The 22,032-nt window shown below is 57.8% G+C and carries 24 protein-coding genes; 12 read left to right on the top strand and 12 right to left on the bottom strand.

The annotated features are described in order from the left end of the window. Position 1: 1 nt before the first annotated feature. The 3 genes from yggU to FZF21_RS18165 are packed head-to-tail and all read right to left on the bottom strand — an operon-like array spanning position 2 to position 1,584. The gene (gene yggU / locus FZF21_RS18175; RefSeq protein WP_023304404.1) at positions 2-298 is read right to left on the bottom strand and encodes a DUF167 family protein YggU; all 297 of its coding nucleotides are present in this window, start codon (positions 296-298) and stop codon (positions 2-4) included. After that, entirely contained in the window at positions 295-861 is a 567-nt protein-coding gene (locus tag FZF21_RS18170) for a YggT family protein (RefSeq protein WP_015571838.1), read from the bottom strand. The genes yggU and FZF21_RS18170 overlap by 4 nt, the downstream gene beginning before the upstream one ends. A gap of 21 nt (positions 862-882) precedes the next feature. Beyond that, a complete protein-coding gene (locus FZF21_RS18165; RefSeq protein WP_047726777.1) occupies positions 883-1,584 on the bottom strand; it encodes a YggS family pyridoxal phosphate-dependent enzyme in 702 nt (233 codons plus the stop codon). Between the two features lie 17 nt (positions 1,585-1,601). Here FZF21_RS18165 and FZF21_RS18160 point away from each other — a divergent pair, with 17 nt between their 5' ends. After that, positions 1,602-2,582 carry a type IV pilus twitching motility protein PilT gene (locus tag FZF21_RS18160; protein ID WP_047738304.1) on the top strand — a complete coding sequence of 327 codons (981 nt, stop codon included), beginning with the start codon at positions 1,602-1,604 and terminating at the stop codon, positions 2,580-2,582. A gap of 9 nt (positions 2,583-2,591) precedes the next feature. Here the strand turns inward: FZF21_RS18160 and ruvX are convergent, their stop codons facing one another. The 8 genes from ruvX to metK all read right to left on the bottom strand — a co-directional run bounded on the left by ruvX (position 2,592) and on the right by metK (position 9,731). Continuing rightward, a complete protein-coding gene (gene ruvX / locus FZF21_RS18155) occupies positions 2,592-3,008 on the bottom strand; it encodes a Holliday junction resolvase RuvX (protein WP_006811925.1) in 417 nt (138 codons plus the stop codon). Next, positions 3,008-3,568 carry a YqgE/AlgH family protein gene (locus FZF21_RS18150; protein WP_006811924.1) on the bottom strand — a complete coding sequence of 187 codons (561 nt, stop codon included), beginning with the start codon at positions 3,566-3,568 and terminating at the stop codon, positions 3,008-3,010. The genes ruvX and FZF21_RS18150 overlap by 1 nt, the downstream gene beginning before the upstream one ends. A 74-nt stretch (positions 3,569-3,642) precedes the next feature. After that, positions 3,643-4,590: a glutathione synthase gene (gene gshB, locus FZF21_RS18145; RefSeq protein ID WP_047738306.1), complete on the bottom strand. Its 948-nt coding sequence runs from the start codon at positions 4,588-4,590 to the stop codon at positions 3,643-3,645. A gap of 31 nt (positions 4,591-4,621) precedes the next feature. Further along, positions 4,622-5,353, bottom strand: a complete 732-nt coding sequence (gene rsmE / locus FZF21_RS18140) for a 16S rRNA (uracil(1498)-N(3))-methyltransferase (protein ID WP_045333606.1) — start codon at positions 5,351-5,353, stop codon at positions 4,622-4,624. Between the two features lie 51 nt (positions 5,354-5,404). Further along, complete coding sequence (endA, locus tag FZF21_RS18135) at positions 5,405-6,112, bottom strand: deoxyribonuclease I (protein WP_003860034.1); 708 nt, start codon at positions 6,110-6,112, stop codon at positions 5,405-5,407. 94 nt (positions 6,113-6,206) lie between these two features. Beyond that, positions 6,207-6,704 (bottom strand): SprT family zinc-dependent metalloprotease, encoded by a 498-nt coding sequence (locus tag FZF21_RS18130; protein ID WP_015571833.1) that lies wholly within the window; start codon positions 6,702-6,704, stop codon positions 6,207-6,209. Between the two features lie 58 nt (positions 6,705-6,762). Beyond that, on the bottom strand, positions 6,763-8,160 hold the full coding sequence (gene galP / locus FZF21_RS18125; protein WP_015571832.1) for a galactose/proton symporter: 1,398 nt from the start codon (positions 8,158-8,160) through the stop codon (positions 6,763-6,765). A 416-nt stretch (positions 8,161-8,576) separates the two neighbouring features. After that, a complete protein-coding gene (gene metK / locus FZF21_RS18120; protein WP_003860037.1) occupies positions 8,577-9,731 on the bottom strand; it encodes a methionine adenosyltransferase in 1,155 nt (384 codons plus the stop codon). 660 nt (positions 9,732-10,391) lie between these two features. Between metK and yqgB the strand changes: the two genes are divergently transcribed. The 3 genes from yqgB to speB all read left to right on the top strand — a co-directional run bounded on the left by yqgB (position 10,392) and on the right by speB (position 13,715). Next, on the top strand, positions 10,392-10,523 hold the full coding sequence (gene yqgB / locus FZF21_RS18110; RefSeq protein ID WP_057979949.1) for an acid stress response protein YqgB: 132 nt from the start codon (positions 10,392-10,394) through the stop codon (positions 10,521-10,523). A gap of 8 nt (positions 10,524-10,531) precedes the next feature. Further along, positions 10,532-12,508: a biosynthetic arginine decarboxylase gene (speA, locus tag FZF21_RS18105; protein WP_017382922.1), complete on the top strand. Its 1,977-nt coding sequence runs from the start codon at positions 10,532-10,534 to the stop codon at positions 12,506-12,508. Positions 12,509-12,794: 286 nt separating this feature from the next. Continuing rightward, entirely contained in the window at positions 12,795-13,715 is a 921-nt protein-coding gene (gene speB / locus FZF21_RS18100; protein ID WP_003860040.1) for an agmatinase, read from the top strand. Positions 13,716-13,718: 3 nt separating this feature from the next. Here the strand turns inward: speB and FZF21_RS18095 are convergent, their stop codons facing one another. Continuing rightward, entirely contained in the window at positions 13,719-14,930 is a 1,212-nt protein-coding gene (locus FZF21_RS18095; RefSeq protein WP_026094259.1) for an MFS transporter, read from the bottom strand. A 415-nt stretch (positions 14,931-15,345) separates the two neighbouring features. Between FZF21_RS18095 and FZF21_RS18090 the strand changes: the two genes are divergently transcribed. From FZF21_RS18090 to FZF21_RS18055, 8 genes are all read left to right on the top strand, one after another. Continuing rightward, positions 15,346-15,669, top strand: coding sequence for a non-heme iron oxygenase ferredoxin subunit (locus FZF21_RS18090; RefSeq protein WP_003860044.1), 324 nt, complete (start codon positions 15,346-15,348; stop codon positions 15,667-15,669). Continuing rightward, the gene (locus tag FZF21_RS18085) at positions 15,666-15,974 is read left to right on the top strand and encodes a recombinase-like helix-turn-helix domain-containing protein (protein ID WP_003860045.1); all 309 of its coding nucleotides are present in this window, start codon (positions 15,666-15,668) and stop codon (positions 15,972-15,974) included. Before FZF21_RS18090 ends, FZF21_RS18085 begins: the two co-directional genes overlap by 4 nt. Before the next feature lie 10 nt (positions 15,975-15,984). After that, positions 15,985-17,007 carry an aromatic ring-hydroxylating dioxygenase subunit alpha gene (locus FZF21_RS18080; protein ID WP_006811913.1) on the top strand — a complete coding sequence of 341 codons (1,023 nt, stop codon included), beginning with the start codon at positions 15,985-15,987 and terminating at the stop codon, positions 17,005-17,007. Beyond that, on the top strand, positions 17,007-17,756 hold the full coding sequence (locus tag FZF21_RS18075; protein ID WP_017382918.1) for an SDR family oxidoreductase: 750 nt from the start codon (positions 17,007-17,009) through the stop codon (positions 17,754-17,756). Before FZF21_RS18080 ends, FZF21_RS18075 begins: the two co-directional genes overlap by 1 nt. A gap of 12 nt (positions 17,757-17,768) precedes the next feature. Continuing rightward, the gene (locus tag FZF21_RS18070) at positions 17,769-18,557 is read left to right on the top strand and encodes an IclR family transcriptional regulator (protein ID WP_003860053.1); all 789 of its coding nucleotides are present in this window, start codon (positions 17,769-17,771) and stop codon (positions 18,555-18,557) included. 78 nt (positions 18,558-18,635) lie between these two features. Beyond that, on the top strand, positions 18,636-19,562 hold the full coding sequence (locus FZF21_RS18065) for a VOC family protein (protein WP_015571827.1): 927 nt from the start codon (positions 18,636-18,638) through the stop codon (positions 19,560-19,562). Beyond that, a complete protein-coding gene (locus FZF21_RS18060) occupies positions 19,559-20,746 on the top strand; it encodes an FAD-dependent oxidoreductase (RefSeq protein ID WP_047738310.1) in 1,188 nt (395 codons plus the stop codon). Before FZF21_RS18065 ends, FZF21_RS18060 begins: the two co-directional genes overlap by 4 nt. A gap of 25 nt (positions 20,747-20,771) precedes the next feature. Beyond that, positions 20,772-22,028, top strand: coding sequence for an MFS transporter (locus tag FZF21_RS18055; RefSeq protein WP_023314815.1), 1,257 nt, complete (start codon positions 20,772-20,774; stop codon positions 22,026-22,028). Positions 22,029-22,032 lie beyond the last annotated feature (4 nt).

Raw genomic sequence — 22,032 nt, 5'->3', positions numbered from 1 at the left:
TTTAGTCCTGTTCTTTCAGAGCCGCGACTTCCGTCGGGATAGATTGCGGGTTAAGGATTTTTACCTGTTTATGCCGGCCAAGTTCACCTTTCTCAATGATGACCTGGCTTTTAGCGACGCGAAACTGTTTAGCCAGATATTTGGTCAGATGCGCATTCGCCTGGCCGTCAACCGGCGGGGCAGTGATGGCGACTTTTAGCTCGTCGCCATGCAGCCCAACAATACTGTCGCGGCTGGCTTTCGGCTGAATGTACAGCCGCAAAACCAGCCCGTCGGCGCAGGGGCTAACTGCACTCATAACGCCATCCACAGCCCCGGCAGCAGCATATTACCCGTCGCCTGTAACAGTTCCGCGATACCCATATTCAGCACGTACAGCAGCAGAACGAGAAGCATCGGGGAGAAGTCGATTCCACCCATTGCAGGCAGCAGGCTACGAATCGGACGCAGCAACGGTTCAGTCAGCTGAATCAACGCGTACTCCACCGGGCTACGGCCCCGGCTTACCCAGCTCATGATCGCCATCACCAGCAGGACCCAGAAGATCAGCGAGCCGACGGTTTTAACCAGGATCAGAACGGCTGAAATCCAGATAATCGGCTGGAAAGTGATGACCATAAACAGCACGATCGCTTTGATAACGCTCAGAATAAACGCCATCAGCAGAGATGAACTGTCAATTGGCCCCATTGCCGGAATGACGCGGCGAAGCGGCCCCACAACGGGCTGCGTGATTTTCACGATAAATTGTGAGAATGGATTGTAAAAATCACAACGGGCCCACTGCATCCAGACGCGCAACAGCAGCGCCATCGTATACAGTTCAATGACCGTTGAAAGCAGGAAAGTCAACGTCTTCATGGCGTTCCTCAGGTTTCCTTATTATTGGGGGTAATCGCGCGCACCGAAAATTGCCGTGCCGATGCGCACCATGGTGCTGCCTGCCGCGATGGCGGCTTCCATATCGTCCGACATGCCCAGAGAAAGCGTGTCTACCGTGTCATAGCGCGCCTTAAGCGCCTCAAATGCTACAGCCATTTGCTGTGCCACGGCAAACTGCCTTTCATAACTTGACTCTGGCGCCGGGATAGCCATCAGCCCGCGCAGGGTTAAGCGCGGCAGCGCCGCCACGTCTGCCGCCAGCGCCTTCAGTTCGCCCAGCGTAATGCCGGACTTGCTGTTTTCATCGCTGATGTTGATTTGAATCAGCACGTTAAGCGCTGGCATCTCCATAGGGCGCTGGTCGCTCAGACGGGTAGCGATGCGCAGACGATCGATGGTGTGGCACCAGTCAAAGTGCTCTGCTACCAGACGGCTTTTGTTCGACTGTAGCGGACCGATAAAGTGCCATTGCAGGTCTGTATTTCCCCGTTCCCGGAAAGCGCGAATTTTATCCACGCCTTCCTGCACATAGTTTTCACCAAAGGCACGATGACCGGCGGCTATCGCTTCTGCGATGGCGCTCGCAGGCTTAGTTTTGCTGACTGCAAGCAACGTAATTTCTTCTGGAGCACGGCCGCAACGCGTTGCCGCGGCTGAGATTTTGTCCCGGACCTGTGCCAGGTTATGCGCAATGTCGTTCATTTTCCGAGGAGTAGTCTATGGATGTGGAAGAAATTGTGGCCCTTAGTGTAAAGCATAACGTCTCCGATCTACACCTGTGCAGTGATTCGCCACCGCGCTGGCGCAGGTCAGGCCGTCTTGAACCTGCGCCGTTTCCGCCCCCGGATGTGGAGGCGTTATTAAAAGCGTGGCTCAACGACGAACAGCAGGGCGCATGGTGGGCAAACGGGCAGGTGGATTTTGCCGTTACCCTCGCAGGCCGTCAGCGGCTGCGCGGCAGTGCGTTTAAGCATATGCACGGCGTTTCGATTGCGCTGCGGCTGTTGCCGCTGACGTGCCCGCAGCTCTCTGCGTTAGGTGTGCCGCGAGCGATCCCGGAGCTGCTGTCCAATGACAATGGCCTGATTCTGGTCACTGGCGCCACCGGCAGCGGGAAATCGACCACCCTGGCCGCGATGGTCGATTTCCTCAATCACCAGACGGACGGGCATATTCTGACCCTGGAAGATCCGGTGGAGTTTATGTACCAGAGCGAACGTTGCCTGATCCAGCAGCGGGAGATAGGCCAGCACAGCCCGTCCTTTGCCGAGGCGCTGCGCAGCGCGCTGCGTGAAGATCCGGATGTGATTCTGCTTGGTGAGCTGCGCGACAGCGAGACGATACGCCTGGCGCTGACGGCGGCGGAAACCGGCCATCTGGTGTTAGCCACGCTGCATACGCGCGGCGCGGCGCAGGCGATCGAGCGCCTGGTCGACACCTTTCCGGCGCAGGAGAAAGATCCGGTGCGTAATCAGCTGGCGGGAAGCCTGCGTGCGGTCCTGGCGCAGAAGCTACTTCAGGATGTCCAGGGCGGGCGCGTGGCGCTGTATGAGCTACTGGTGAATACCTCGGCGGCGGCAAACCTGATCCGCGAAGGCAAAACCTGGCAACTGCCGGGCATTATTCAAACGGGGCAGCAGGCGGGAATGCAGAACTTTGAGCAGAGTCTGGCGGAGCGACGGGCGCAGGGGCGGCTGTAGCCCCGGCGCTCAGTAACCCTGTTCGAAATAGCTTTCGAGGATAATTACGGCTGAAGCTGAATCCACGCTGCCTTTGTTCAGCGCCCGGAAACCACCGTGCTCGAACAGGCCAGCGCGTGCCTCGACGGTGCTCAAACGTTCATCGTGCAGCTTAACGGAGACGCCAAAGCGGCCATGGATTTTGTTCGCGAACTTGCGCGCGCGGGCGGTAAGCGGTTGCTCGGTGCCGTCCATGTTCAGCGGCAGGCCGACAATCACGTCGTCCGGCTGCCACTCTTTGAGCAAGCGCTCAATAAGGTTCCAGTCCGGCGTGCCGTCGTTAGCTTTCAGCGCCGTGAGCGGGCGAGCGGTGCCGGTGATCCGTTGACCCACAGCGACGCCGATGCTTTTGGTGCCGAAGTCGAAGGCGAGAAGGGTGCCGCTCATTACGCGTGCCCCGCAACGCCAGGCATGGTCAGAATATCAATGCCAATCAGTTTTGCCGCGTCACGCCAGCGATCGGCGATAGGGGTTTTAAACAGGATATTCATATCCGCAGGGGCTGTCAGCCAGGCGTTGTCCAGAATTTCTTGTTCCAGCTGCCCTTTTTCCCAGGAGGCGTAGCCGAGCGCAACCAGCACCTCAGAAGGCTGACTGGCAGTGCCCAGCGTTTCAAGCACGTCGCGAGAGGTGGTGACGACGGTGTTATCGGAGATACGAATGCTGGACGAGAAAACCGGCGGGGTATGCAGGATAAAGCCACGATCTTCTGCAAGCGGGCCGCCGAGCATCACCGGTTTATCGAGACGGATTTCCGGCAGCCGCGCTTCAGCAGGGATTTTCAGCTTGTCCAGAATGCCTTCCACCTGGAGGTTTTCCAGCGGCTTATTGATGATAATCCCCATCGCGCCGTCTTCGTTGTATTCGCAAATATAGACCACGGAGCGGCGGAAAATTGGATCTTGGAGAGCAGGCATGGCAATAAGAAAGTGATGCTGTAAATTCATTGTCAGAGGTACTGTTTCCTGGTTTAAAAAGCGACAGCGCCCAGTATGGGGATAAACACAGGCGCTGTCACAGGTTATTTCTGTAAACGTTTTTCGATAGCGTCCATCAGCATTCCGGTGATCGAGATCGGGAATTCCGCTTCGATTTCACGAATGCAGGTCGGGCTGGTGACGTTCACTTCGGTCAGACGATCGCCGATGATATCGAGGCCGACGAAGATCAGGCCTTTGGCTTTCAGCGTAGGGCCGACGCGGCGGGCAATTTCCCAGTCGCTTTCGCTTAACGGACGCGGTTCGCCACGGCCGCCAGCCGCCAGGTTGCCACGGGTTTCCCCTCCCTGCGGGATACGCGCCAGGCAGTAAGGCACCGGCTCGCCGTCTACGACCAGCACACGCTTGTCGCCGTCTTTAATGGCTGGCAGATAGTTCTGCGCCATGCAGTAGCGGGTTTCCAGCTCGGTCAGCGTTTCGGCAATCACGCCAATGTTCGGATCGCCCTCTTTCACGCGGAAGATCGACGCGCCACCCATGCCGTCCAGCGGTTTCATGATGATGTCGCCGTGCTTCTGCCAGAATTCTTTCAGCTGCGTTTTGCTGCGGGTGACGAGCGTTTCCGGCGTCAGGTCAGAGAACCATGCGGTATAGAGCTTCTCGTTACAGTCGCGCAGGCTCTGCGGCTTGTTGACGATCAGCGTTCCTTTCTCTTCGGCACGCTCAAGGATATAGGTGGCGTAAATGTATTCGGTGTCGAACGGCGGATCTTTACGCATCAGGATCACGTTAAGGTCGGCCAGGGCAATATCCTGCTCGGTACCGAATTCGTACCATTTTTCGTAGTTCTGCTCGACGTTAACGATGCGGGTGCGTGCGCGGGCTTCACCGTTGATCAGGTAAAGATCGTTCATCTCCATATAGTGGAGTTCATAGCCGCGACGCTGCGCTTCCAGCAGCATAGCGAAGCTGGAGTCTTTCTTGATGTTAATGTTTGCGATGGGGTCCATCACGATGCCGAGCTTAATCATCTTCTTCTCCGGTTATGGGTCAGGCTTTGCTTCAACCCAGATCGCCAAATCGCACCTGTAGCGCGGTAATGGCGGTGAGTGCCGTTGTCTCAGTGCGCAGAACGCGAGGTCCCAACAGAATATCAGTAAACTGGTAACGCGCCGTCATGGCAATTTCGTCAGCCGACAGGCCGCCTTCCGGGCCAATCAGCAGGCGTACACGCTCAACGGGCAGCGGCAGCGTATTGATGCTGGCGCTGGCGCGCGGATGAAGATTGAGCTTAAGCCCGCTTTCCTCTTCTGCACACCAGTCCTCCAGATCCATCGCCGGGCGGATCTCCGGGATACGGTTGCGGCCGCTCTGTTCGCAGGCCGCAATGGCAATTTTTTGCCACTGCTGGATCTTTTTGTTCAGACGTTCCGCATCCAGTTTAACGCCGCAGCGCTCAGAAAAAAGTGGCGTAATGAGGCTTACACCCAGTTCAATGGATTTCTGAATGGTGAACTCCATCTTTTCCCCACGCGACATCACCTGGCCCAGGTGAATGTGCAGCGGGGATTCCCGGTCGTCCACGTCGCCACGCAGCACCTTCACGTGCACGCTTTTTTTATCGGCGAGCGTAATTTCAGCGTCGAAAACCTGATTAGAGCCGTCAAAGAGCTGAATCGCCTGGCCTGCCCCCATGCGCAGCACGCGACCTACATGGTTTGCGGCATCATCAGACAGGGCGATTTCGCCGCCTGGGGTAATCAGTTCAGGGTGATAGATGCGAGGGATGCGCATAGTCAGAAATTCCATGTGTCATGCGATATAAGCGAATTGCCGTAGTGTAGGTTAGCTCTTTTGCGCCTGGCAAGCCCGCTGGACGTAAGGGTTATGATTCCCCTGGACTTTGGCGATACGTTCGTCGCGCTGGCATTCCCAGTCCGTTACCGGGTAGAGTTTGTCCCAGGCATTGAAGAGCTGCGTCTGCTGGCGGGAAAGATTGAGATCGTAGCGGTCGCGCATATAGAAATAAGTGCGGGCGATGCTGCCGCGCGCGCGGGCAGGCGGTTCGGCGACTTTCTCTTTGAAATCGACCTTCATGGCGCACTGACCGTACTGGCCTTCGCCACCGTTCCACTGGCTGTACATGAAGTTTCCGCGGTCGCCATTGACCTCACCCACGGCGGGTTGCAGGTTGTGCATATCGCTTTCCATCTGGCGGTAGACCGGATCTTTTGCGCAATTTTTACGTCCACCGTCCTGCCAGCACTGGCGCTGGTGGCCAAACTGCCAGGCCGGAACAACGTGTTCCCATTCGATTCGGCTGGCGCGGTTCTCGTTCTTGCGCACCTTATAGCCGCAGGATCCCAGATCCACGACCCCTTTCTTACCCTGCCAGTTAATTTTACAGCCGCAGTAGAAATCACCCGGTACGTCGGCGTTAATCTTTACGCCCGCGGTTTTTGCCTGAGAGAAACTGTGAATACCGTCGGCCAGAGCATGGCCGGAGAGCGCTGTCGCCAGAAAAGCGACCGCGAGAGAAACATTACGGGACATCTTACACTCCGTGTCAAAACGAGCCCGCAACGTAACGAATGTTGTTCCCGTATGCAATCAGTCAGATCAGGAAAGTTCCTGAAAGTTCGAGTGATTATTCCGCAACCAGCGGTTCGCCGCATTTAACGCAGCGATAGGTCGCCTCGCCGCGCACCACACGGTTGTGACGGCGGACGGTAAGCTGGTGCTGCTGACACTGGCAGCGGTAGGGGAAGGTATTGCGGCGTACCGATTCCAGCTCGAACTGATGGGTGCGGCGGGCCGGAACCCCGAGCACCGCCTCCATCATCCATTTCCACTCTTTGCCGTGCGGTGCGACGCGGCCAAAGTGCTTCCACACCAGAAGGTGGGCCAGCTCGTGCGGCACCACTTCGTCGATAAACGCCTGCTGGTTTTCCATCATCAGCACCGGATTCAGGCGGATCTCATACGACTCCAGCCAGGCTGTGCCTGCCGCGGTGCCACGCTGCTGATAGACCAGCTTCGGTTCAGGATAATTGCGGCCGAGCTTCAGGTTGGCCTGGGCGAGTTTTTCCCGCAGGCTGCGCATGACGGCTTGCTGAATGGCGATGGGGAGACGGGGAGCTTTCATAGGGGCAGAGCATAAAGCGGGAAGCGGGGAGGCGCAAGAGGCGCCTCCCGCAGGAGGATCAGTCGTGTGCGCCGATTTCGCGCAGAGGACGACCTTTCATCAGGTTACGTTCAATGTGTTCCAGTGAAACATGTTTGGTTTCAGGAACCAGCCAGATAGTGAGAACGATAAAGAACAGGTTCAGACCGGCGTAGACCCAGAAGGTATTGGCGTTACCCAGGGTATTGAGCATGGTCAGGAACGTTGCGCCGACGATCATGTTGGCAATCCAGTTGGTTGCGGTAGAACAGGTGATACCAAAATCACGCCCTTTCAGCGGCTGGATCTCAGAGCACAGCACCCAAATCAGCGGACCGGCGCTCATCGCAAACCCAATGATAAACATCAGCAGCATCGCCACGGCGAAGTACTGTGCCGTTGGAGAGTGAATGCCCATGTGCATCATGGTACCCAGCACGCCCATCCCGACGGCCATCACCAGGAAGCCCAGCGTCAGGGTTGGCTTACGTCCCCAGCGGTCCACCAGACCGATAGCGATAAAGGTCGCCAGCACGTTGGTCAGGCCGACGATCACGGTGCCCCACATCTGCTCGGTGGTGTTGGTGTAGCCCGCCAGTTCGAAGATTTTCGGCGCGTAATACATGATGACGTTCATCCCGGTGAACTGTTGCATGATCTGTAACAGCACACCGAGGAACACCGCGCGGCGGAAGTTGCTGTTCTCTTTGAACAGCGCCCAGCCGGACTGTTTGACCTTCAGGCTTTCGCGGATCTCTTCCAGCTCGTTTTTGGCTTCGGCGCTGGTATCACGCAGGCGTAAGAGCACGCGTTCGGCATCATGGAAGCGGCGTTTGGCGGCGAACCAGCGCGGACTGTCCGGCAGGAAGAAGACGCCAATCAGCAGCAGGATGGCTGGAATGATGATTACGCCCAGCATCCAGCGCCATGCGCCGCTGTAGCTGAATGCGGTATCCGAGAGATAAGCCCCCAGAATACCGATGGTGATCATCAGCTGATACATGGAAATCATGCTGCCGCGGATTTTTTCCGGAGCGATTTCAGACAGGTACAGCGGGGCAGTATAAGACGCCACGCCCACTGCCAGACCGAGCAGCACGCGGGAGATGATCAGCACTTCAACGTTAGGTGCAGCGGCAGAGAACAGTGAGCCGGCAACGAACAGGATCGCGCCGATCATCAGGCTCTTTTTACGCCCGAGCTTAAAGGAGAGCCAGCCGCTGCCGACCGCGCCGACGGCGGCACCGAACATCATGGAGCTAACCACCCATTCCTGAGTGTGTGCGCTAATCTGGAACTCATCGGTGATGAAAGGTAATGCACCGGCAATTACGCCAATATCCAGGCCAAAGAGTAATCCTGCCAGAGCGGCGAGGAAGCAGACGAAGAACGTCATTGCCTTATTGGACGTACGCCCCTGTTTATTATTGTCAGGCATTATGCCCTCCAGTTGGGTTATCAGTTTTTACGATATTAAGAGTAGGTGAGCGGCTCATAAAAATATGTGAGTCAAATCACAACGGTGTAATCGGTTACATTGACTTGTAACCGTAAAAATAATTAAAGCTTTGAAAATATAGAGGTAAATTAATTGATGTGCATCGCGTTTGCACAAATTTCAGACTTAACTGAAAGGGAATGTAACAGCAGAAGAAATGCGATCATGCAAAGAGAATATTCTGAAAGCGGGGTACAGAGAGTGGGGTGTAAACGGTTCCAAACATTGCCGGGTGGCGGCTGCGCCTTACCCGGCCTACAAAAACTCACTACCCGTAGGTCGGGTAAGGCATAGCCGCCACCCGACATAAAAAAGGCCAGCACAAAGGCTGGCCTGTTTAAGCTACTGGCAGTCGATTATTTCAGACCGGCAGCATCACGCAGCAGGGCGGCTTTATCGGTTTTTTCCCATGGGAAATGTTCGCGGCCAAAGTGACCGTACGCTGCGGTTTCCTGGTAGATTGGGTGCAGCAGATCCAGCATCTGAATCAGACCGTATGGACGCAGGTCGAAGAACTCACGCACCAGCAGGGTCAGCTGTTCAGAAGGCACTTTTTCAGTACCGAAGGTTTCCACCATGATGGAGGTTGGCTCAGCCACGCCGATAGCGTAGGAAACCTGGATCTCACAGCGGTCAGCCAGACCGGCAGCAACGATGTTTTTCGCCACATAACGTGCAGCGTACGCCGCAGAACGGTCAACTTTAGACGGATCTTTACCGGAGAATGCGCCGCCGCCGTGACGTGCCATGCCGCCGTAGGTATCTACGATGATTTTACGACCGGTCAGACCGCAGTCACCCATTGGGCCGCCGATAACAAAGCGTCCGGTTGGGTTGATGAAGAATTTGGTCGCAGAGCTCAGCCATTCAGTTGGCAGAACCGGCTTGATGATCTCTTCCATCACCGCTTCTTGCAGGGATTTCTGGTCAATCTCTTCAGCATGCTGCGTGGAAAGAACCACTGCATCGATACCGACGATTTTCCCGTCGTCATACTGGAAGGTCACCTGGCTTTTCGCATCCGGACGCAGCCACGGCAGGGTGCCGTTTTTACGCACTTCAGCCTGACGCTGCACCAGACGATGGGCGTAGGTTACCGGCGCTGGCATCAGCACGTCGGTTTCGTTGGTTGCGTAGCCGAACATCAGGCCCTGGTCACCCGCGCCCTGTTCCAGCGGATCGGCACGGTCAACGCCCTGGTTGATATCCGGAGACTGCTTGCCAATCGCGCTCAGTACGGCGCAGGAGTTGGCATCAAAGCCCATATCAGAATGTACATAGCCAATCTCACGCACCGTGTTACGGGTGATCTCTTCGATATCAACCCATGCGCTGGTGGTGATCTCACCGCCAACCAGAACCATGCCGGTTTTGACATAGGTTTCACACGCTACGCGCGCCTTTGGATCCTGCGCGAGGATCGCATCCAGCACCGCATCGGAGATTTGGTCAGCAATTTTATCAGGATGTCCTTCTGATACGGACTCGGACGTAAACAGGTGTTTTGCCATGTTTTATTTCACCTAAGAGGAATTTGGTTAGCTCAAGCTGCTGTGTGGAATAGCCATAGGAGATAATTCTACCAAGGCCTACAGGATTTTGACACTGGCAGTCTGAGTGTTAATCGGTATGGATGGATTAACATCTGGACGTCTATTTTAGGTCACTTCTTCACCCGATTTCCAGTTTTTTTTGACTCACCTCTCACTGCGTTGAAAACACGGCTGGAAATTTTTCCTGACGACGCTGGCAACCTGCGCATTTTTGTTTTGCTTTTTAGCGACCTTCTCGGTATAAAACGCGGCGCGCGGCTCATATAAAATAAGCGCTCGATGAACACATCGTGTCGCCACTTCCAGCCGGGTTAAGCAGTGAACTTTTAGCTTTGGCTTGTGGTCCGTTTCAGCAGAGGCGGCCGTGGAGGTGATACCAGATAATGAACCATCGTTTTCCGCTCATTCAGCGCAGCCGTTCTGGCGCGCATTTGATTCCCACCCGCACTTCTGGTCTAAACACCTGCCGATGTTATACCCATCTCGGTGCTTCTCAGGATTCCAGAGCCGGTCACGCTTTGTGAAAACTGAACAAGGGCGCTCTTGTTAATACAGGAGTTTTCTCGTGGTTTCGCCGAACCTTGTCATACAGAGTTCGGATACGTGTTTTACAATGATATGAATAAGAAACCGGTCGCACGGTCTGGATTTCAGCATACTCTGCTGGGAAATGGAGCCGTTAATGGGTTGTTATCGCCGTATAACGCTGCGATAGTAGTCAACTGTTTTACACTTAATACAAAGAGTTGAGGTTCGCTATGTCTGACGACATGTCTTCGCTTTCGCCTTCGTCAGCAGGCGAACAGGGTGTACTACGTTCTATGCAGGAGGTTGCGATGAGCTCCCAGGAAGCCAGCAAGATGCTGCGCACTTACAATATTGCCTGGTGGGGCAATAACTACTACGACGTTAACGAGCTGGGCCACATCAGTGTCTGCCCGGATCCGGACGTCCCGGAAGCGCGCGTGGATCTCGCTAAACTGGTGAAAACCCGTGAAGCGCAGGGTCAGCGCTTGCCTGCACTGTTCTGCTTCCCGCAGATCCTGCAACATCGCCTGCGTTCTATTAACGCCGCGTTCAAACGCGCGCGGGAATCGTATGGTTATAACGGCGACTATTTCCTCGTTTACCCGATCAAGGTCAACCAGCACCGTCGCGTGATTGAGTCCCTGATCCACTCCGGCGAGCCGCTGGGCCTGGAAGCAGGCTCTAAAGCGGAGCTGATGGCGGTTCTGGCGCACGCGGGCATGACCCGGTCGGTGATCGTCTGTAACGGCTATAAAGACCGCGAATACATTCGTCTGGCGCTGATTGGCGAGAAGATGGGCCACAAGGTCTATCTGGTGATCGAGAAGATGACCGAAATCGCGATCGTGCTGGAAGAGGCCGAGCGTCTGAACGTGATCCCACGCCTTGGCGTGCGTGCGCGACTGGCGTCGCAGGGTTCCGGTAAATGGCAGTCTTCCGGCGGTGAAAAATCCAAGTTCGGCCTCGCGGCGAACCAGGTGCTTCAGCTGGTGGAAATTCTGCGCGAGCGCGGTCGTCTGGACAGCATTCAGCTGCTGCACTTCCACCTCGGTTCGCAGATGGCCAATATTCGCGACATCGCCACTGGGGTGCGTGAATCCGCGCGTTTCTACGTTGAGCTGCATAAGCTCGGCGTGAATATTCAGTGCTTTGACGTGGGCGGCGGCCTGGGCGTGGACTACGAAGGGACCCGCTCGCAGTCTGACTGCTCGGTAAACTATGGCCTGAACGAATATGCCAACAACATCATCTGGGCGATTGGCGATGCCTGCGAAGAGCACGGCCTGCCGCACCCGACGGTGATCACCGAATCCGGCCGCGCGGTCACCGCGCATCATACGGTACTGGTCTCTAACATCATTGGCGTTGAGCGTAGCGAAATCACCGAAGCCACGCCTCCGGCAGACGATGCCCCACGTTCCCTGCAAAGCATGTGGGAAACCTGGCAGGAGATGCACGAGCCGGGCACGCGTCGTTCCCTGCGCGAATGGCTGCACGACAGCCAGATGGACCTGCACGATATTCACGTCGGCTACTCGTCTGGCACCTTCAGCCTGCAAGAGCGCGCGTGGGCCGAGCAGCTCTACCTGAATATGTGCCACGAAGTGCAGAAACAGCTCGACCCGAGCAACCGCGCGCACCGTCCGATTATCGACGAGTTGCAGGAGCGTATGGCGGACAAAATGTACGTCAACTTCTCCCTGTTCCAGTCGATGCCGGATGCCTGGGGTATCGACCAGCTGTTCCCGGTTCTGCCGCTGGAAGGGCTGAACCACGCCCCGGAACGCCGCGCCGTGCTGCTGGACATCACCTGTGACTCCGATGGCGCAATTGACCACTACGTCGATGGCGACGGTATCGCAACGACGATGCCAATGCCGGAGTACGATCCGGAGAACCCGCCAATGCTGGGCTTCTTTATGGTGGGGGCGTATCAGGAGATCCTCGGTAACATGCACAACCTGTTCGGTGATACCGAAGCGGTTGACGTGTTTGTCTTCCCTGACGGCAGCGTGGAGGTTGAGCTGTCCGACGAAGGGGACACCGTGGCGGACATGCTCGAATACGTTCAGCTGGATCCGAAAAAACTGCTCACCCAGTTCCGCGATCAGGTGAAAAACACCGGTCTGGACGATGCCTTGCAGCAGCAGTTCCTGGAAGAGTTTGAAGCGGGTCTGTACGGGTATACGTATCTGGAAGACGAGTAAGAAAACCTCCCTCTCCCTGTGGGAGAGGGGCGGGGTGAGGGCATCAGGCCGCTGTGCCGCCGATGCCCGGTGGCGCTGCGCTTACCGGGCCTACGAATGTAGGCCGGAGAAGGCGAAGCCGCCATCCGGCAGAATGCTATACTCACTTGAACCCATATGGATTAACGGCGATAATTCGCCCCAATATGCGATTTACGAATCAATCCCTTCCTCGTCGGGTTTAACGACGCGGAGGGGATTTTTTTTCATCTGTTTTTAATGTATCGACTTTATAAGAGGTCAGGACATGAGCACTTTAGGTCATCAGTACGATAACTCTCTGGTATCTAACGCGTTTGGTTTTTTACGCCTTCCGATGAACTTCCAGCCGTACGACAGCGATGCGGACTGGGTGATCACCGGCGTACCGTTCGACATGGCAACGTCCGGTCGCGCGGGTGGACGTCATGGCCCGGCGGCGATCCGTCAGGTTTCCACCAACCTGGCCTGGGAGCACAACCGCTTCCCGTGGAACTTCGACATGCGCGAGCGCCTGAACGTGGTGGACTGCGGCGATCTGGTGTACGCCTTCGGTGACGCGCGTGAAATGAGCGAAAAATTGCAGGCGCACGCCGAGAAGCTGCTGGCGGCCGGTAAACGCATGCTCTCCTTCGGCGGTGACCACTTCGTGACCCTGCCGCTGCTGCGCGCCCACGCGAAGCACTTCGGCAAAATGGCGCTGGTGCACTTCGATGCGCACACCGACACCTACGCGAACGGCTGTGAATTCGACCACGGCACCATGTTCTATACCGCGCCGAAAGAAGGCCTGATCGATCCAAACCACTCCGTGCAGATCGGCATCCGCACCGAGTTCGACAAAGACAACGGCTTCACCGTACTCGACGCGGGCCAGGTGAACGATCGCGGCGTGGACGATATTCTGTCTCAGGTTAAGCAGATCGTCGGCGATATGCCTGTCTACCTGACCTTCGACATCGACTGCCTTGATCCGGCATTCGCACCGGGTACCGGTACGCCGGTGATCGGCGGCCTGACATCAGACCGCGCCATCAAGCTGGTGCGCGGCCTGAAGGATCTGAACATCGTCGGGATGGACGTGGTGGAAGTAGCTCCGGCCTATGACCAGTCCGAGATCACCGCGCTGGCCGCGGCGACCCTGGCGCTGGAAATGCTCTACATCCAGGCGGCGAAAAAAGGCGAATAAGCCTTACGCGCTGATTGCTGCTGCGCGCCGCATGCGCAGCAGCAACATTCCCCCGGCAAGCAGGGTGACAACCTGCGAGACGACCAGCACCGAAAAGCCTGAACTGACCGACCCCACCGATCTCATCACCATCCCCATCAGCAGCGGAATAAACGCCGCGCAGATATTGCCGATCCCATTGATTATGCCGTAAGCGCTGCCCACCGCTTCCCGCGCGGCGTGATGCTGGATCACCGCCGGAATAGCCGCTCCCTGTAGCCCCCAGAAGACGTTAGCCGAAAGCATAAAGAGCGCCAGCCATGCGGGTTGATGGCTGAGCATCAGTGCGATCACGGAGAGTGCCGTCAACGTACCGCCCACCACAAACAGTACCGGCGCCTGTTCCGGCCGCATTTTGTCGAGCAGCACGCCGCCCAGAAACTTTGACCCCAGGCTCAGCAGGAAGGGGACCGCCGCAAGCATGCCCGTCGCGTGCAGCGAGAAGTGGTGCTCGTCACGCAGCCATGCGGGCAGCCACGCGCTGCTGCCCCACAGATAGCTCAGCGTGGCGATTTCAACCAGCAGGATCCAGCCCAGCAGCGGCGTCTGCCAGGCCAGCGTGAAGGTGTGAACAAACCCCGGTTTTTTCATCTTCACCGGGCTGTGTGGCGCGGGCAGAAAACGCCAGATGAGCCCGCCGCCCAACACCAGATTCATCACCGCCAGGGCGTAAAACGACCCGGCCCAGCCCAGATGCGACATCAGCCAGGTCACCAGCGGAAAGCCCACGGCCAGCCCGAGCGAGACGCCCAGCGCGGTCACGGCGTTGGGTTTGCCGATCTCTTGCGCGCTAAAGTTATCGCTGATAAAGCGCGTTTTCAGTGAAAAAAGCGGTCCCTCCGCGATCCCCAGAATCACGCGGGCGATGAGCATTCCCGTCAGCGAGCCGAGCAAAGGTGAAGCCGCGCAGACCGCGGCCCAAATCGCAATGCTGCTTAATAATCCTTGCCGATAATGAAGTTTGCTTTCAATAACTGGCGTTAATAATAAAGCGGAAAACCCATAACCCAGAAGAAAGCAGGTCATGAGCAGGCCCTGTAACATTCTGTTTTCATTTAACTGAAAATGTTCGGCAAATTCCGGGTTTAAAATCATTACCGAGATATTTACCCGATCGACGTAGGAAATAATAATGAGTAATAAAAGCGCTATCGTGCCTTGCCATCTTGCCGTCATCATGTCCGCCTTACGTTTTTTGTAACTTATATTTTTCATCAATGTGATTGTCACGGAGCTAAAATGGTTCACCTGTGAAACTCTTTGTTTATTAAAGATAAATTAAAGTTTCGTTTCACAGGCGAAACGCGAAAGAGGTGACGTTCATTTATTTTTAGAGAGTAAAAAGAAAAGAAGTCAATATCTTTTATTGAAAATAAGAGACCATTAAAAAAACGTATTTCTCACGCTGCAATAATGAAAATTTCATATCGCTGCATTTTTTCGTGATCCCTTGCACACTTAGTTAATTAATTGCCGATCGATTAACAAATTCGTCACATTGTCGCTTGACGAAACATTCATCGCTTTTATATTGACCGTATTAAATAAGAAACAGAGTTTCATATATGAAACAAAAGCCTGGAGGATCGTGATGAGCTGGATAGGCGTATGTGACGCAGAACAAGTACAGGAAGATTTCCCTTTTAGCGGCAACGTCGACGGTAAAGAGATCGGCGTTTACCTGATCGACGGTGAATATTACGCGCTGGAGGACGTATGCCCGCACGCCTATGCCCTGCTGAGCCAGGGCTTCGTGGAAGACGGCAAGGTGGAATGCCCGCTGCACGAGGCGGTGTTCGACGTCAAAACCGGCCAGTGTCTGCACGGCCCCGGAGGACGCAACCTCAACCGATACCCGGTTCGGGTCTTTGAAAACCAGATTCAGATTACCTTCGTTGAGGAGACCGTGGCATGAGCGACACGCTGAACTACAACCCGGCGCTGCCGGAAAGCCGCCAGTTTACCCCGCCGGCAGAGGGCGGTAATGGCGCCATTCACAAGCCGGGCGAGTACCAGAACCTGATCTGGCAGACCCGCAGCCGCGAGCCGGAAAGCTGGGAAGTGAAGCTGATTGCGACGCTGGAAGATCTCTTCGAGCAGGGCGTTGAAACCCTGCCGGAGCTGGTAAGCGGGCTGAACGCGGTGCGTATGCACGACCAGCAGGGCGAGCCGTGGAGCGACGCCAGTTTCCAGGCATTCTTACAGGTTAACGGCTACTGAGGGCAACGTGATGACGACGACCGTACAAAACTATCTTGATAAAGGCCTGCGCGGCCTCTGGTATCCGGTGCTGGCGAGCTGGGAAGTGCAGTCTGCGCCGGTGGGCATCACCCGCCTGGGCGAGCAGATTGTGGTCTGGCGCAATAAAGATGGCCAGGTGCAGGCGCTGGAGGACCGCTGCCCACACCGCGGCGCGCGCCTGTCGATGGGCTGGAACCTCGGGGACCGCATTGCCTGCTGGTATCACGGCGTAGAGGTGGCGGGCAACGGCGAGGTGAAAGACGTGCCCGCCGTGGATAAATGTCCGCTGGTCGGCCAGCAGTGCGTGCGCAGCTATAACGTGCAGGAGGCGCACGGCGCTATCTTCCTGTGGTTTGGCGTCACCGCGGACCAGCAGCCGGACGAACTGACCTTCCCAGATGAACTCGCCGACACGGAAAACTTCAGCAACTTCCTCTGCACCGCCGCGTGGAAATGCAATTACCAGTACGCGCTGGAAAACGTGATGGACCCGATGCACGGCACCTATCTGCACTCCTCGTCGCACTCGATGGCGGAAGGGGATCGCAAGGCCGACATGGTGCTCCAGCCGACCAAAACCGGTTTTATTTTCGAGAAGAAAGGGCAGAGCGGCGTCAATTTTGACTGGGTGGAGCTGGGCAACAGCGGCACCTGCTGGATGCGCCTCTCCATTCCGTACAAGAAGCGCTTCGGACCGGGCGGCCACTTCTTTATCGTCGGCATGGTGGTGCCGGAAGATAACGACAACTGCCGCGTCTTCTTCTGGCGCATCCGCCGCGTGCAGGGCTGGCAGCGCGATATGTGGCGCTTCATGTACCGCAACCGTCTGGAAAAACTGCACTGGGAAGTGCTGGAGCAGGACCGCGTGGTGCTGGAGAGCCTGGCGCCAAACGCGCGCGATCATGAATACCTGTATCAGCATGACGTTGGCCTCTCGCGCCTGCGCCGCATGATGCAAAAGGCCGCCAAAGAGCAGTTGGCGATGCGTGAAGCACAGCAGGGAGCCGCCTGATGAATGGGCTGCTGAGCGGCAAGCGCATCGTGGTGACCGGCGCCGCGCGCGGGCTGGGCTACCACTTTGCCCAGGCCTGCGCGGAGCAGGGCGCGGCGGTGGTGATGTGCGACATCCTCAAAGGCGAGCTGGCCGAGAGTGCCCACCGGCTGCGCGAGCAGGGCTATGCGATCGAATCGCACGTTATCGATCTGGCCGATCAGCACTCTATCGACCAGGTGTTCAGCGCCATTGGCGAGCAAGGGCAGATTGACGGCCTGGTGAACAACGCGGCGATGGCGACGGGCGTGGGCGGCAAAAACATGCTTGATTACGATCCGGATCTCTGGGATCGGGTGATGAGCGTCAACGTCAAAGGCACCTGGCTGGTGACGCGCGCCGCCGTGCCGCTGCTGCGCGAAGGGGCAGGCATTGTGAACGTGGCGTCCGACACCGCGCTGTGGGGCGCGCCGCGCCTGATGGCCTACGTTGCCAGCAAGGGGGCCGTGATTGCCATGACCCGTTCAATGGCGCGCGAACTGGGGGAAAAACGTATCCGGATCAACGCCATCGCACCGGGGCTAACCCGCGTCGAGGCGACGGAATATGTCCCCGCCGAACGGCATCAGCTCTACGAAAACGGACGCGCGTTAACCGGCGCGCAGCAGCCGGAAGATGTCACCGGCAGCGTGGTCTGGCTGTTAAGCGATCTGTCGAGGTTTATCACCGGACAGCTGATCCCGGTCAACGGCGGTTTTGTCTTTAACTAAGGTAGGGCGATGATGGCAAACGATCAGGAAGTGAAGTATCTGGTGCCGGGGCTAGAGCGCGGTTTACAGCTGCTGTTGGCCTTTGGCGAGCAGCATCGCGATCTGACCTTTGCCGAACTGCACCGGCTGGTGGATATGCCGAAGGCCACCGCCTATCGCGTGGTACAGACGCTGGAGTACATGGGATTTCTGGAGCGCAACACGCGCACCAATACCTTTTCGCTGGGCATGAACGTGCTGCGTCTTGGCTTTGAGTACATCGCCTCGCTGGACGTGGCGCAGGTCGGCCAGCCGGTGATCGAGCAACTGCGCGACGTGAGCCAGTGCAGCAGCCATCTGGCGATCCGCGACGGGCGCGACATTATCTACATCGCCCGCGTCAGCGCCGCCGGGTCGCGCATCAACCAGGTCAGCATTGGTACCCGCCTGCCGGTGCACTGCACCTCGCTGGGCCGCATGTTATTGACCGATATTTCCCGCGCTGATTTCGAACAGCTGTTCCCGCATGAGCGTCTGCCGGGCAACACGCCGGGGCAGCTTCACGACCGCGAAGCCCTGTGGCAGATGGTGCAGCAGGACAAAGCCCGCGGGTATGTCATCGGCGAATCCTTCTTCCGCCACGGGATCTCTTCCATCGTCTACCCGGTGTATGACCGAAGCGGCCGCGTGGCGGCGGTGGTCAGCATTCTGGTGCCGTCGGAGGAGATCCCGCAGAGCGACCGCGAGCGCCTGCAAAACGAGGTTCGCCTCGCGGCGGATAAAATTTCTGGCTTCTTAGGGTATTTGTCACAGGCCAGTTAAATCAGTGAGTTAACGTCAGGCGCTTGACTGCGTCGGGCATGTTTTACGCCCAATCTGGGCCAGATGAGGCAACGAACGATGAGTGTAACCGGAATTGAAAAGCTGGAATTTGGTGTGGAAGACCTGACGCACTGCGCCAAATTTATGCGTGATTTTGGCCTGACGGGCGATGCCAGCGGCCAGCGTTTCACCACCCTGAGCGGCGCGCGCGTGGAGCTTAACCCGATCGACAGCCCCGACCTGCCGCCCGCGTTTGAAGCGGGCAACACCCTGCGCCGCATGACCTGGGCGGTTGCCAGCCAGTCAGATCTGGACGCGCTGCGCCCGAAGCTGGCACAACAGCCAGGTTTTCGCGAAGTGGGCGACGCGCTGGAGTGCCTGGACCCGAACGGCATGACGCTGCGCGTGCAGGTGACCCAGCAAACTGACGTGGAACTGAACGTCGAGCCGATTAACCAGTGGGGCGATGCCCGCCGTATCGACACCCCCAGCCCGGTTTACGATCGCGCCCAGCCGATCAACGTGGGGCATGTGGTGTTCTTCGTGGAAGAGCTGGCGGCAGTGGAGAAATTCTACCGCGAGGTGCTCGGCTTCCAGGTCTCGGACCGCTATATCAACCGCGCCGTGTTCCTGCGCTGCGGCGTGCGCGGCGGCCATCACAACCTGTTCCTGCTGCAACTGCCGAACCGCAAGCGCGGCCTCAACCACGTGGCCTTCACCGTGCGCGATATCCACGAGGTGATCGGCGGCGGTATCGCGATGAATAAACATGACTGGAGCACCTTTATCGGGCCGGGCCGTCATCCGGTGTCGTCGGCGTACTTCTGGTACGTCAACAGCCCGACCGGCGGGGCGTTTGAGTATTACACCAACGATGATTACCTGACGGAAAACTGGCAGCCGCGTGAGCTGGAGCATTCCCTGGTCTCCTTTACCGAGTGGGCGGTGGAAGGCGGGATTGACCATGACACACGCCGCCAGCAGAAAAAGCCGGAGGCGGTATGACATCGCGCATTGTCATTATCGGCGGCGGTCAGGCGGGCGGCTGGGCGGCGAAAACCCTGCGCGATGAGGGTTTCGACGGCGAGATTTGCGTGGTAGCGGAAGAAGAGTGGGATTTCTACGAGCGCCCGCCGCTGTCAAAAGCGTCTTTGCTGGAGCCGGACGCGGCGCTCCCAAGGCTGTTTAGCGACGAGGTGCAGCAGGCGCTGAACCTGGCCTGGTACCGGCCGCTGCGCGCTGAATCTGTCGATCGCGATGAGAAAAAAGTTGTTCTTAGCAATGGCGAGCATCTTAGTTACAACATCCTTTTAATCGCTACCGGCGGTCGGGCGCGCCTGCCTTCGCAGGCGTGGGCCAGCCATCCGCAGGTCTACACCCTGCGCCACTGGCAGGACGCGCAGCGTCTGAAAGGGCGGCTGGCGGAAAGCCAAACCCTGGCGATTGTCGGCGGCGGCTGGATCGGCCTGGAAATTGCCGCGTCCGCGCGCAAAAGCGGCGTGGCGGTCACCCTGTTCGAGCAGCAGCCCGCGCTGTGCATGCGCTCGGTGAGCGGCGAGGTGTCGCAGCGCTTAGAGGCCCTTCACCGCGAGCAGGGCGTGGATATCCGTACCGGCTGCGGCGCGCTGGAGCTGGAGGACGATAACGGCCTGCCGGTTATCCACTGCGACGGCCAGCGTGAAACCTTTGATGCGGTGGTGGTCGGGATCGGCGTCGATCTCAATCTGGAGCTGGCGCGCGATGCGGGGCTGAAAACCGGGCGCGGGATCGTGGTGGATGCCCAGGGACGCACGTCGGATCCGTTCATCTTTGCCGCAGGAGATGTCGCCCAGCACCATCACTACGGGCTGTGCATCCAATCCTGGGCCTTCGCCCAGAACCAGGCGGTGGCGACGGCGAAAGCGATGCTCAACCCCGATGCGCCGGGCTATGACGACGCGCCGTGGCTGTGGTCGGATCAATACCAGCACAACATTCAGATCCTCGGCATTCCGCAGCCAGGCAGCAGAACGGTAGTGCGTGAAGAGACGCTGTACTTCTCGCTGGACGACAACGGGAGGCTGACGCAGCTGGTGGCGTTCGACGATGCGCGTACCGTCAAGCTGGCGAAGCGCTGGATGGCGGCGGGGCGGGATCTGTCCGACGTGCCGCTCGCCGACCCGACCTTTTCACTGATGTCACTGCGATAGCTAACCCGCACCCGTAGGGGGAGAGATGACCACACTCGAGACTAACACCGCACCGGTTGAGGCGAGCGGTGAGGGGACCCGCACGCCCGAAAAAGCGGTGCGCTGGGCCATCCCGCTGTCGCTGCTGGCCTGCGTGCTGCTGGCGTTTTTCGACAAAATCAGCATCGCGGCGCTCTTTTCGGATACCCATTTCCAGCAGGCGATGGGCATTGATTTCGACACCACGCGTCTCGGCATTTTGATGAGCGCTTTCCTGCTGAGCTATGGCTTCTCATCGGTGTTTTTAAGCGGTTTAGGCGACAAAATCGCGCCGCTGCGCCTGCTCACCGGGATGATGGCGGTGTGGTGCGTGCTGATGGTGGCGATGGGCTTTACCCATAACTACACGCTGATGATCGTCCTGCGTATTCTGCTGGGCGTGGCGGAAGGACCGCTGTTCCCGCTGGCCTTTGCCATCGTACGTCACAACTTCCCGCAGCATTTACAGGCACGCGCCACCATGCTGTGGCTGCTGGGTACCCCGGTGGGCGCGGCGATTGGTTTCCCGCTCTCCCTCTGGCTGCTGAACACCTTTGGCTGGCAGAGCACTTTCTTTGTGATGGCCATGCTTACCGTGCCGGTGCTTATCTTTGTGCGCATTGGTCTGCGCGGGATCCGCCTGGAGGCAAAACCCGGCACCTCGCAGGCGTCCCGGGACGAGCGGCGCGCGGCGCGGCGCGAGCTGTTTGTCAGCCCGCACTTCTGGATCATCTGCATCTTTAACATCGCTTTCCTGACCTACCTGTGGGGCATCAACGGCTGGCTGCCGGGCTACCTGATCAAAGGCAAAGGCATTCATCTGGAGCATGCAGGCTGGCTGTCGTCGATGCCGTTCATCGCCATGCTGGCGGGGGAAGTGATTGGCGCGTGGCTCTCGGACAGGGTCGATAAGCGCGCGGCGGCCTGCTTTATCTCGATGGCGGGGGCGGCAGTGGGGCTGGCGGCGGTGATGCACCTCGATACCCCGCTCGCCATCATTGCGGCGATGAGCTTCAGCACCTTCATGTGGGGCACCGGCGCACCCAACATTTTCGCCCTGCTGGCGAAGGCCACCCATCCCCGGGTGAGCGCCACGGCGGGCGGCATCTTCAACGGGCTGGGAAACTTTGCGGGCGCGCTGTCGCCGGCGGTGATGGGCGCGCTTATCGCCTTCACCCACAGCATGGATTCCGGGCTGATTTTTCTGGCGGTAATGGCGGCGGTGGGCTGCGTCCTGTTACTGCCGCTGCTGAGACGTTACTGAGGAG

The organism is Enterobacter sp. LU1 (assembly GCF_008271405.2).
Lineage (GTDB): Bacteria > Pseudomonadota > Gammaproteobacteria > Enterobacterales > Enterobacteriaceae > Enterobacter > Enterobacter hormaechei_C.
Note: the sequence above shows the minus strand (reverse complement) of the source record. Positions and strands in the feature narration are given on the sequence as shown.

Excerpts from the sequence above, each read along its gene's own strand:
- yggU (WP_023304404.1), bottom strand. The coding sequence starts at position 298 with ATGAGTGCAGTTAGCCCCTGCGCCGACGGGCTGGTTTTGCGGCTGTAC.
- FZF21_RS18055 (WP_023314815.1), top strand. The coding sequence starts at position 20,772 with ATGACCACACTCGAGACTAACACCGCACCGGTTGAGGCGAGCGGTGAG.
- FZF21_RS18065 (WP_015571827.1), top strand. The coding sequence starts at position 18,636 with ATGAGTGTAACCGGAATTGAAAAGCTGGAATTTGGTGTGGAAGACCTG.
- ruvX (WP_006811925.1), bottom strand. The coding sequence starts at position 3,008 with ATGAGCGGCACCCTTCTCGCCTTCGACTTCGGCACCAAAAGCATCGGC.
- FZF21_RS18060 (WP_047738310.1), top strand. The coding sequence starts at position 19,559 with ATGACATCGCGCATTGTCATTATCGGCGGCGGTCAGGCGGGCGGCTGG.
- speA (WP_017382922.1), top strand. The coding sequence starts at position 10,532 with ATGTCTGACGACATGTCTTCGCTTTCGCCTTCGTCAGCAGGCGAACAG.
- FZF21_RS18080 (WP_006811913.1), top strand. The coding sequence starts at position 15,985 with ATGACGACGACCGTACAAAACTATCTTGATAAAGGCCTGCGCGGCCTC.
- FZF21_RS18130 (WP_015571833.1), bottom strand. The coding sequence starts at position 6,704 with ATGAAAGCTCCCCGTCTCCCCATCGCCATTCAGCAAGCCGTCATGCGC.
- speB (WP_003860040.1), top strand. The coding sequence starts at position 12,795 with ATGAGCACTTTAGGTCATCAGTACGATAACTCTCTGGTATCTAACGCG.
- FZF21_RS18085 (WP_003860045.1), top strand. The coding sequence starts at position 15,666 with ATGAGCGACACGCTGAACTACAACCCGGCGCTGCCGGAAAGCCGCCAG.
- FZF21_RS18160 (WP_047738304.1), top strand. The coding sequence starts at position 1,602 with ATGGATGTGGAAGAAATTGTGGCCCTTAGTGTAAAGCATAACGTCTCC.
- galP (WP_015571832.1), bottom strand. The coding sequence starts at position 8,160 with ATGCCTGACAATAATAAACAGGGGCGTACGTCCAATAAGGCAATGACG.
- FZF21_RS18165 (WP_047726777.1), bottom strand. The coding sequence starts at position 1,584 with ATGAACGACATTGCGCATAACCTGGCACAGGTCCGGGACAAAATCTCA.
- FZF21_RS18075 (WP_017382918.1), top strand. The coding sequence starts at position 17,007 with ATGAATGGGCTGCTGAGCGGCAAGCGCATCGTGGTGACCGGCGCCGCG.
- rsmE (WP_045333606.1), bottom strand. The coding sequence starts at position 5,353 with ATGCGCATCCCTCGCATCTATCACCCTGAACTGATTACCCCAGGCGGC.
- gshB (WP_047738306.1), bottom strand. The coding sequence starts at position 4,590 with ATGATTAAGCTCGGCATCGTGATGGACCCCATCGCAAACATTAACATC.
- metK (WP_003860037.1), bottom strand. The coding sequence starts at position 9,731 with ATGGCAAAACACCTGTTTACGTCCGAGTCCGTATCAGAAGGACATCCT.
- FZF21_RS18070 (WP_003860053.1), top strand. The coding sequence starts at position 17,769 with ATGGCAAACGATCAGGAAGTGAAGTATCTGGTGCCGGGGCTAGAGCGC.
- endA (WP_003860034.1), bottom strand. The coding sequence starts at position 6,112 with ATGTCCCGTAATGTTTCTCTCGCGGTCGCTTTTCTGGCGACAGCGCTC.
- FZF21_RS18170 (WP_015571838.1), bottom strand. The coding sequence starts at position 861 with ATGAAGACGTTGACTTTCCTGCTTTCAACGGTCATTGAACTGTATACG.
- FZF21_RS18095 (WP_026094259.1), bottom strand. The coding sequence starts at position 14,930 with ATGACGGCAAGATGGCAAGGCACGATAGCGCTTTTATTACTCATTATT.
- FZF21_RS18150 (WP_006811924.1), bottom strand. The coding sequence starts at position 3,568 with ATGAATTTACAGCATCACTTTCTTATTGCCATGCCTGCTCTCCAAGAT.
- FZF21_RS18090 (WP_003860044.1), top strand. The coding sequence starts at position 15,346 with ATGAGCTGGATAGGCGTATGTGACGCAGAACAAGTACAGGAAGATTTC.
- yqgB (WP_057979949.1), top strand. The coding sequence starts at position 10,392 with ATGAATAAGAAACCGGTCGCACGGTCTGGATTTCAGCATACTCTGCTG.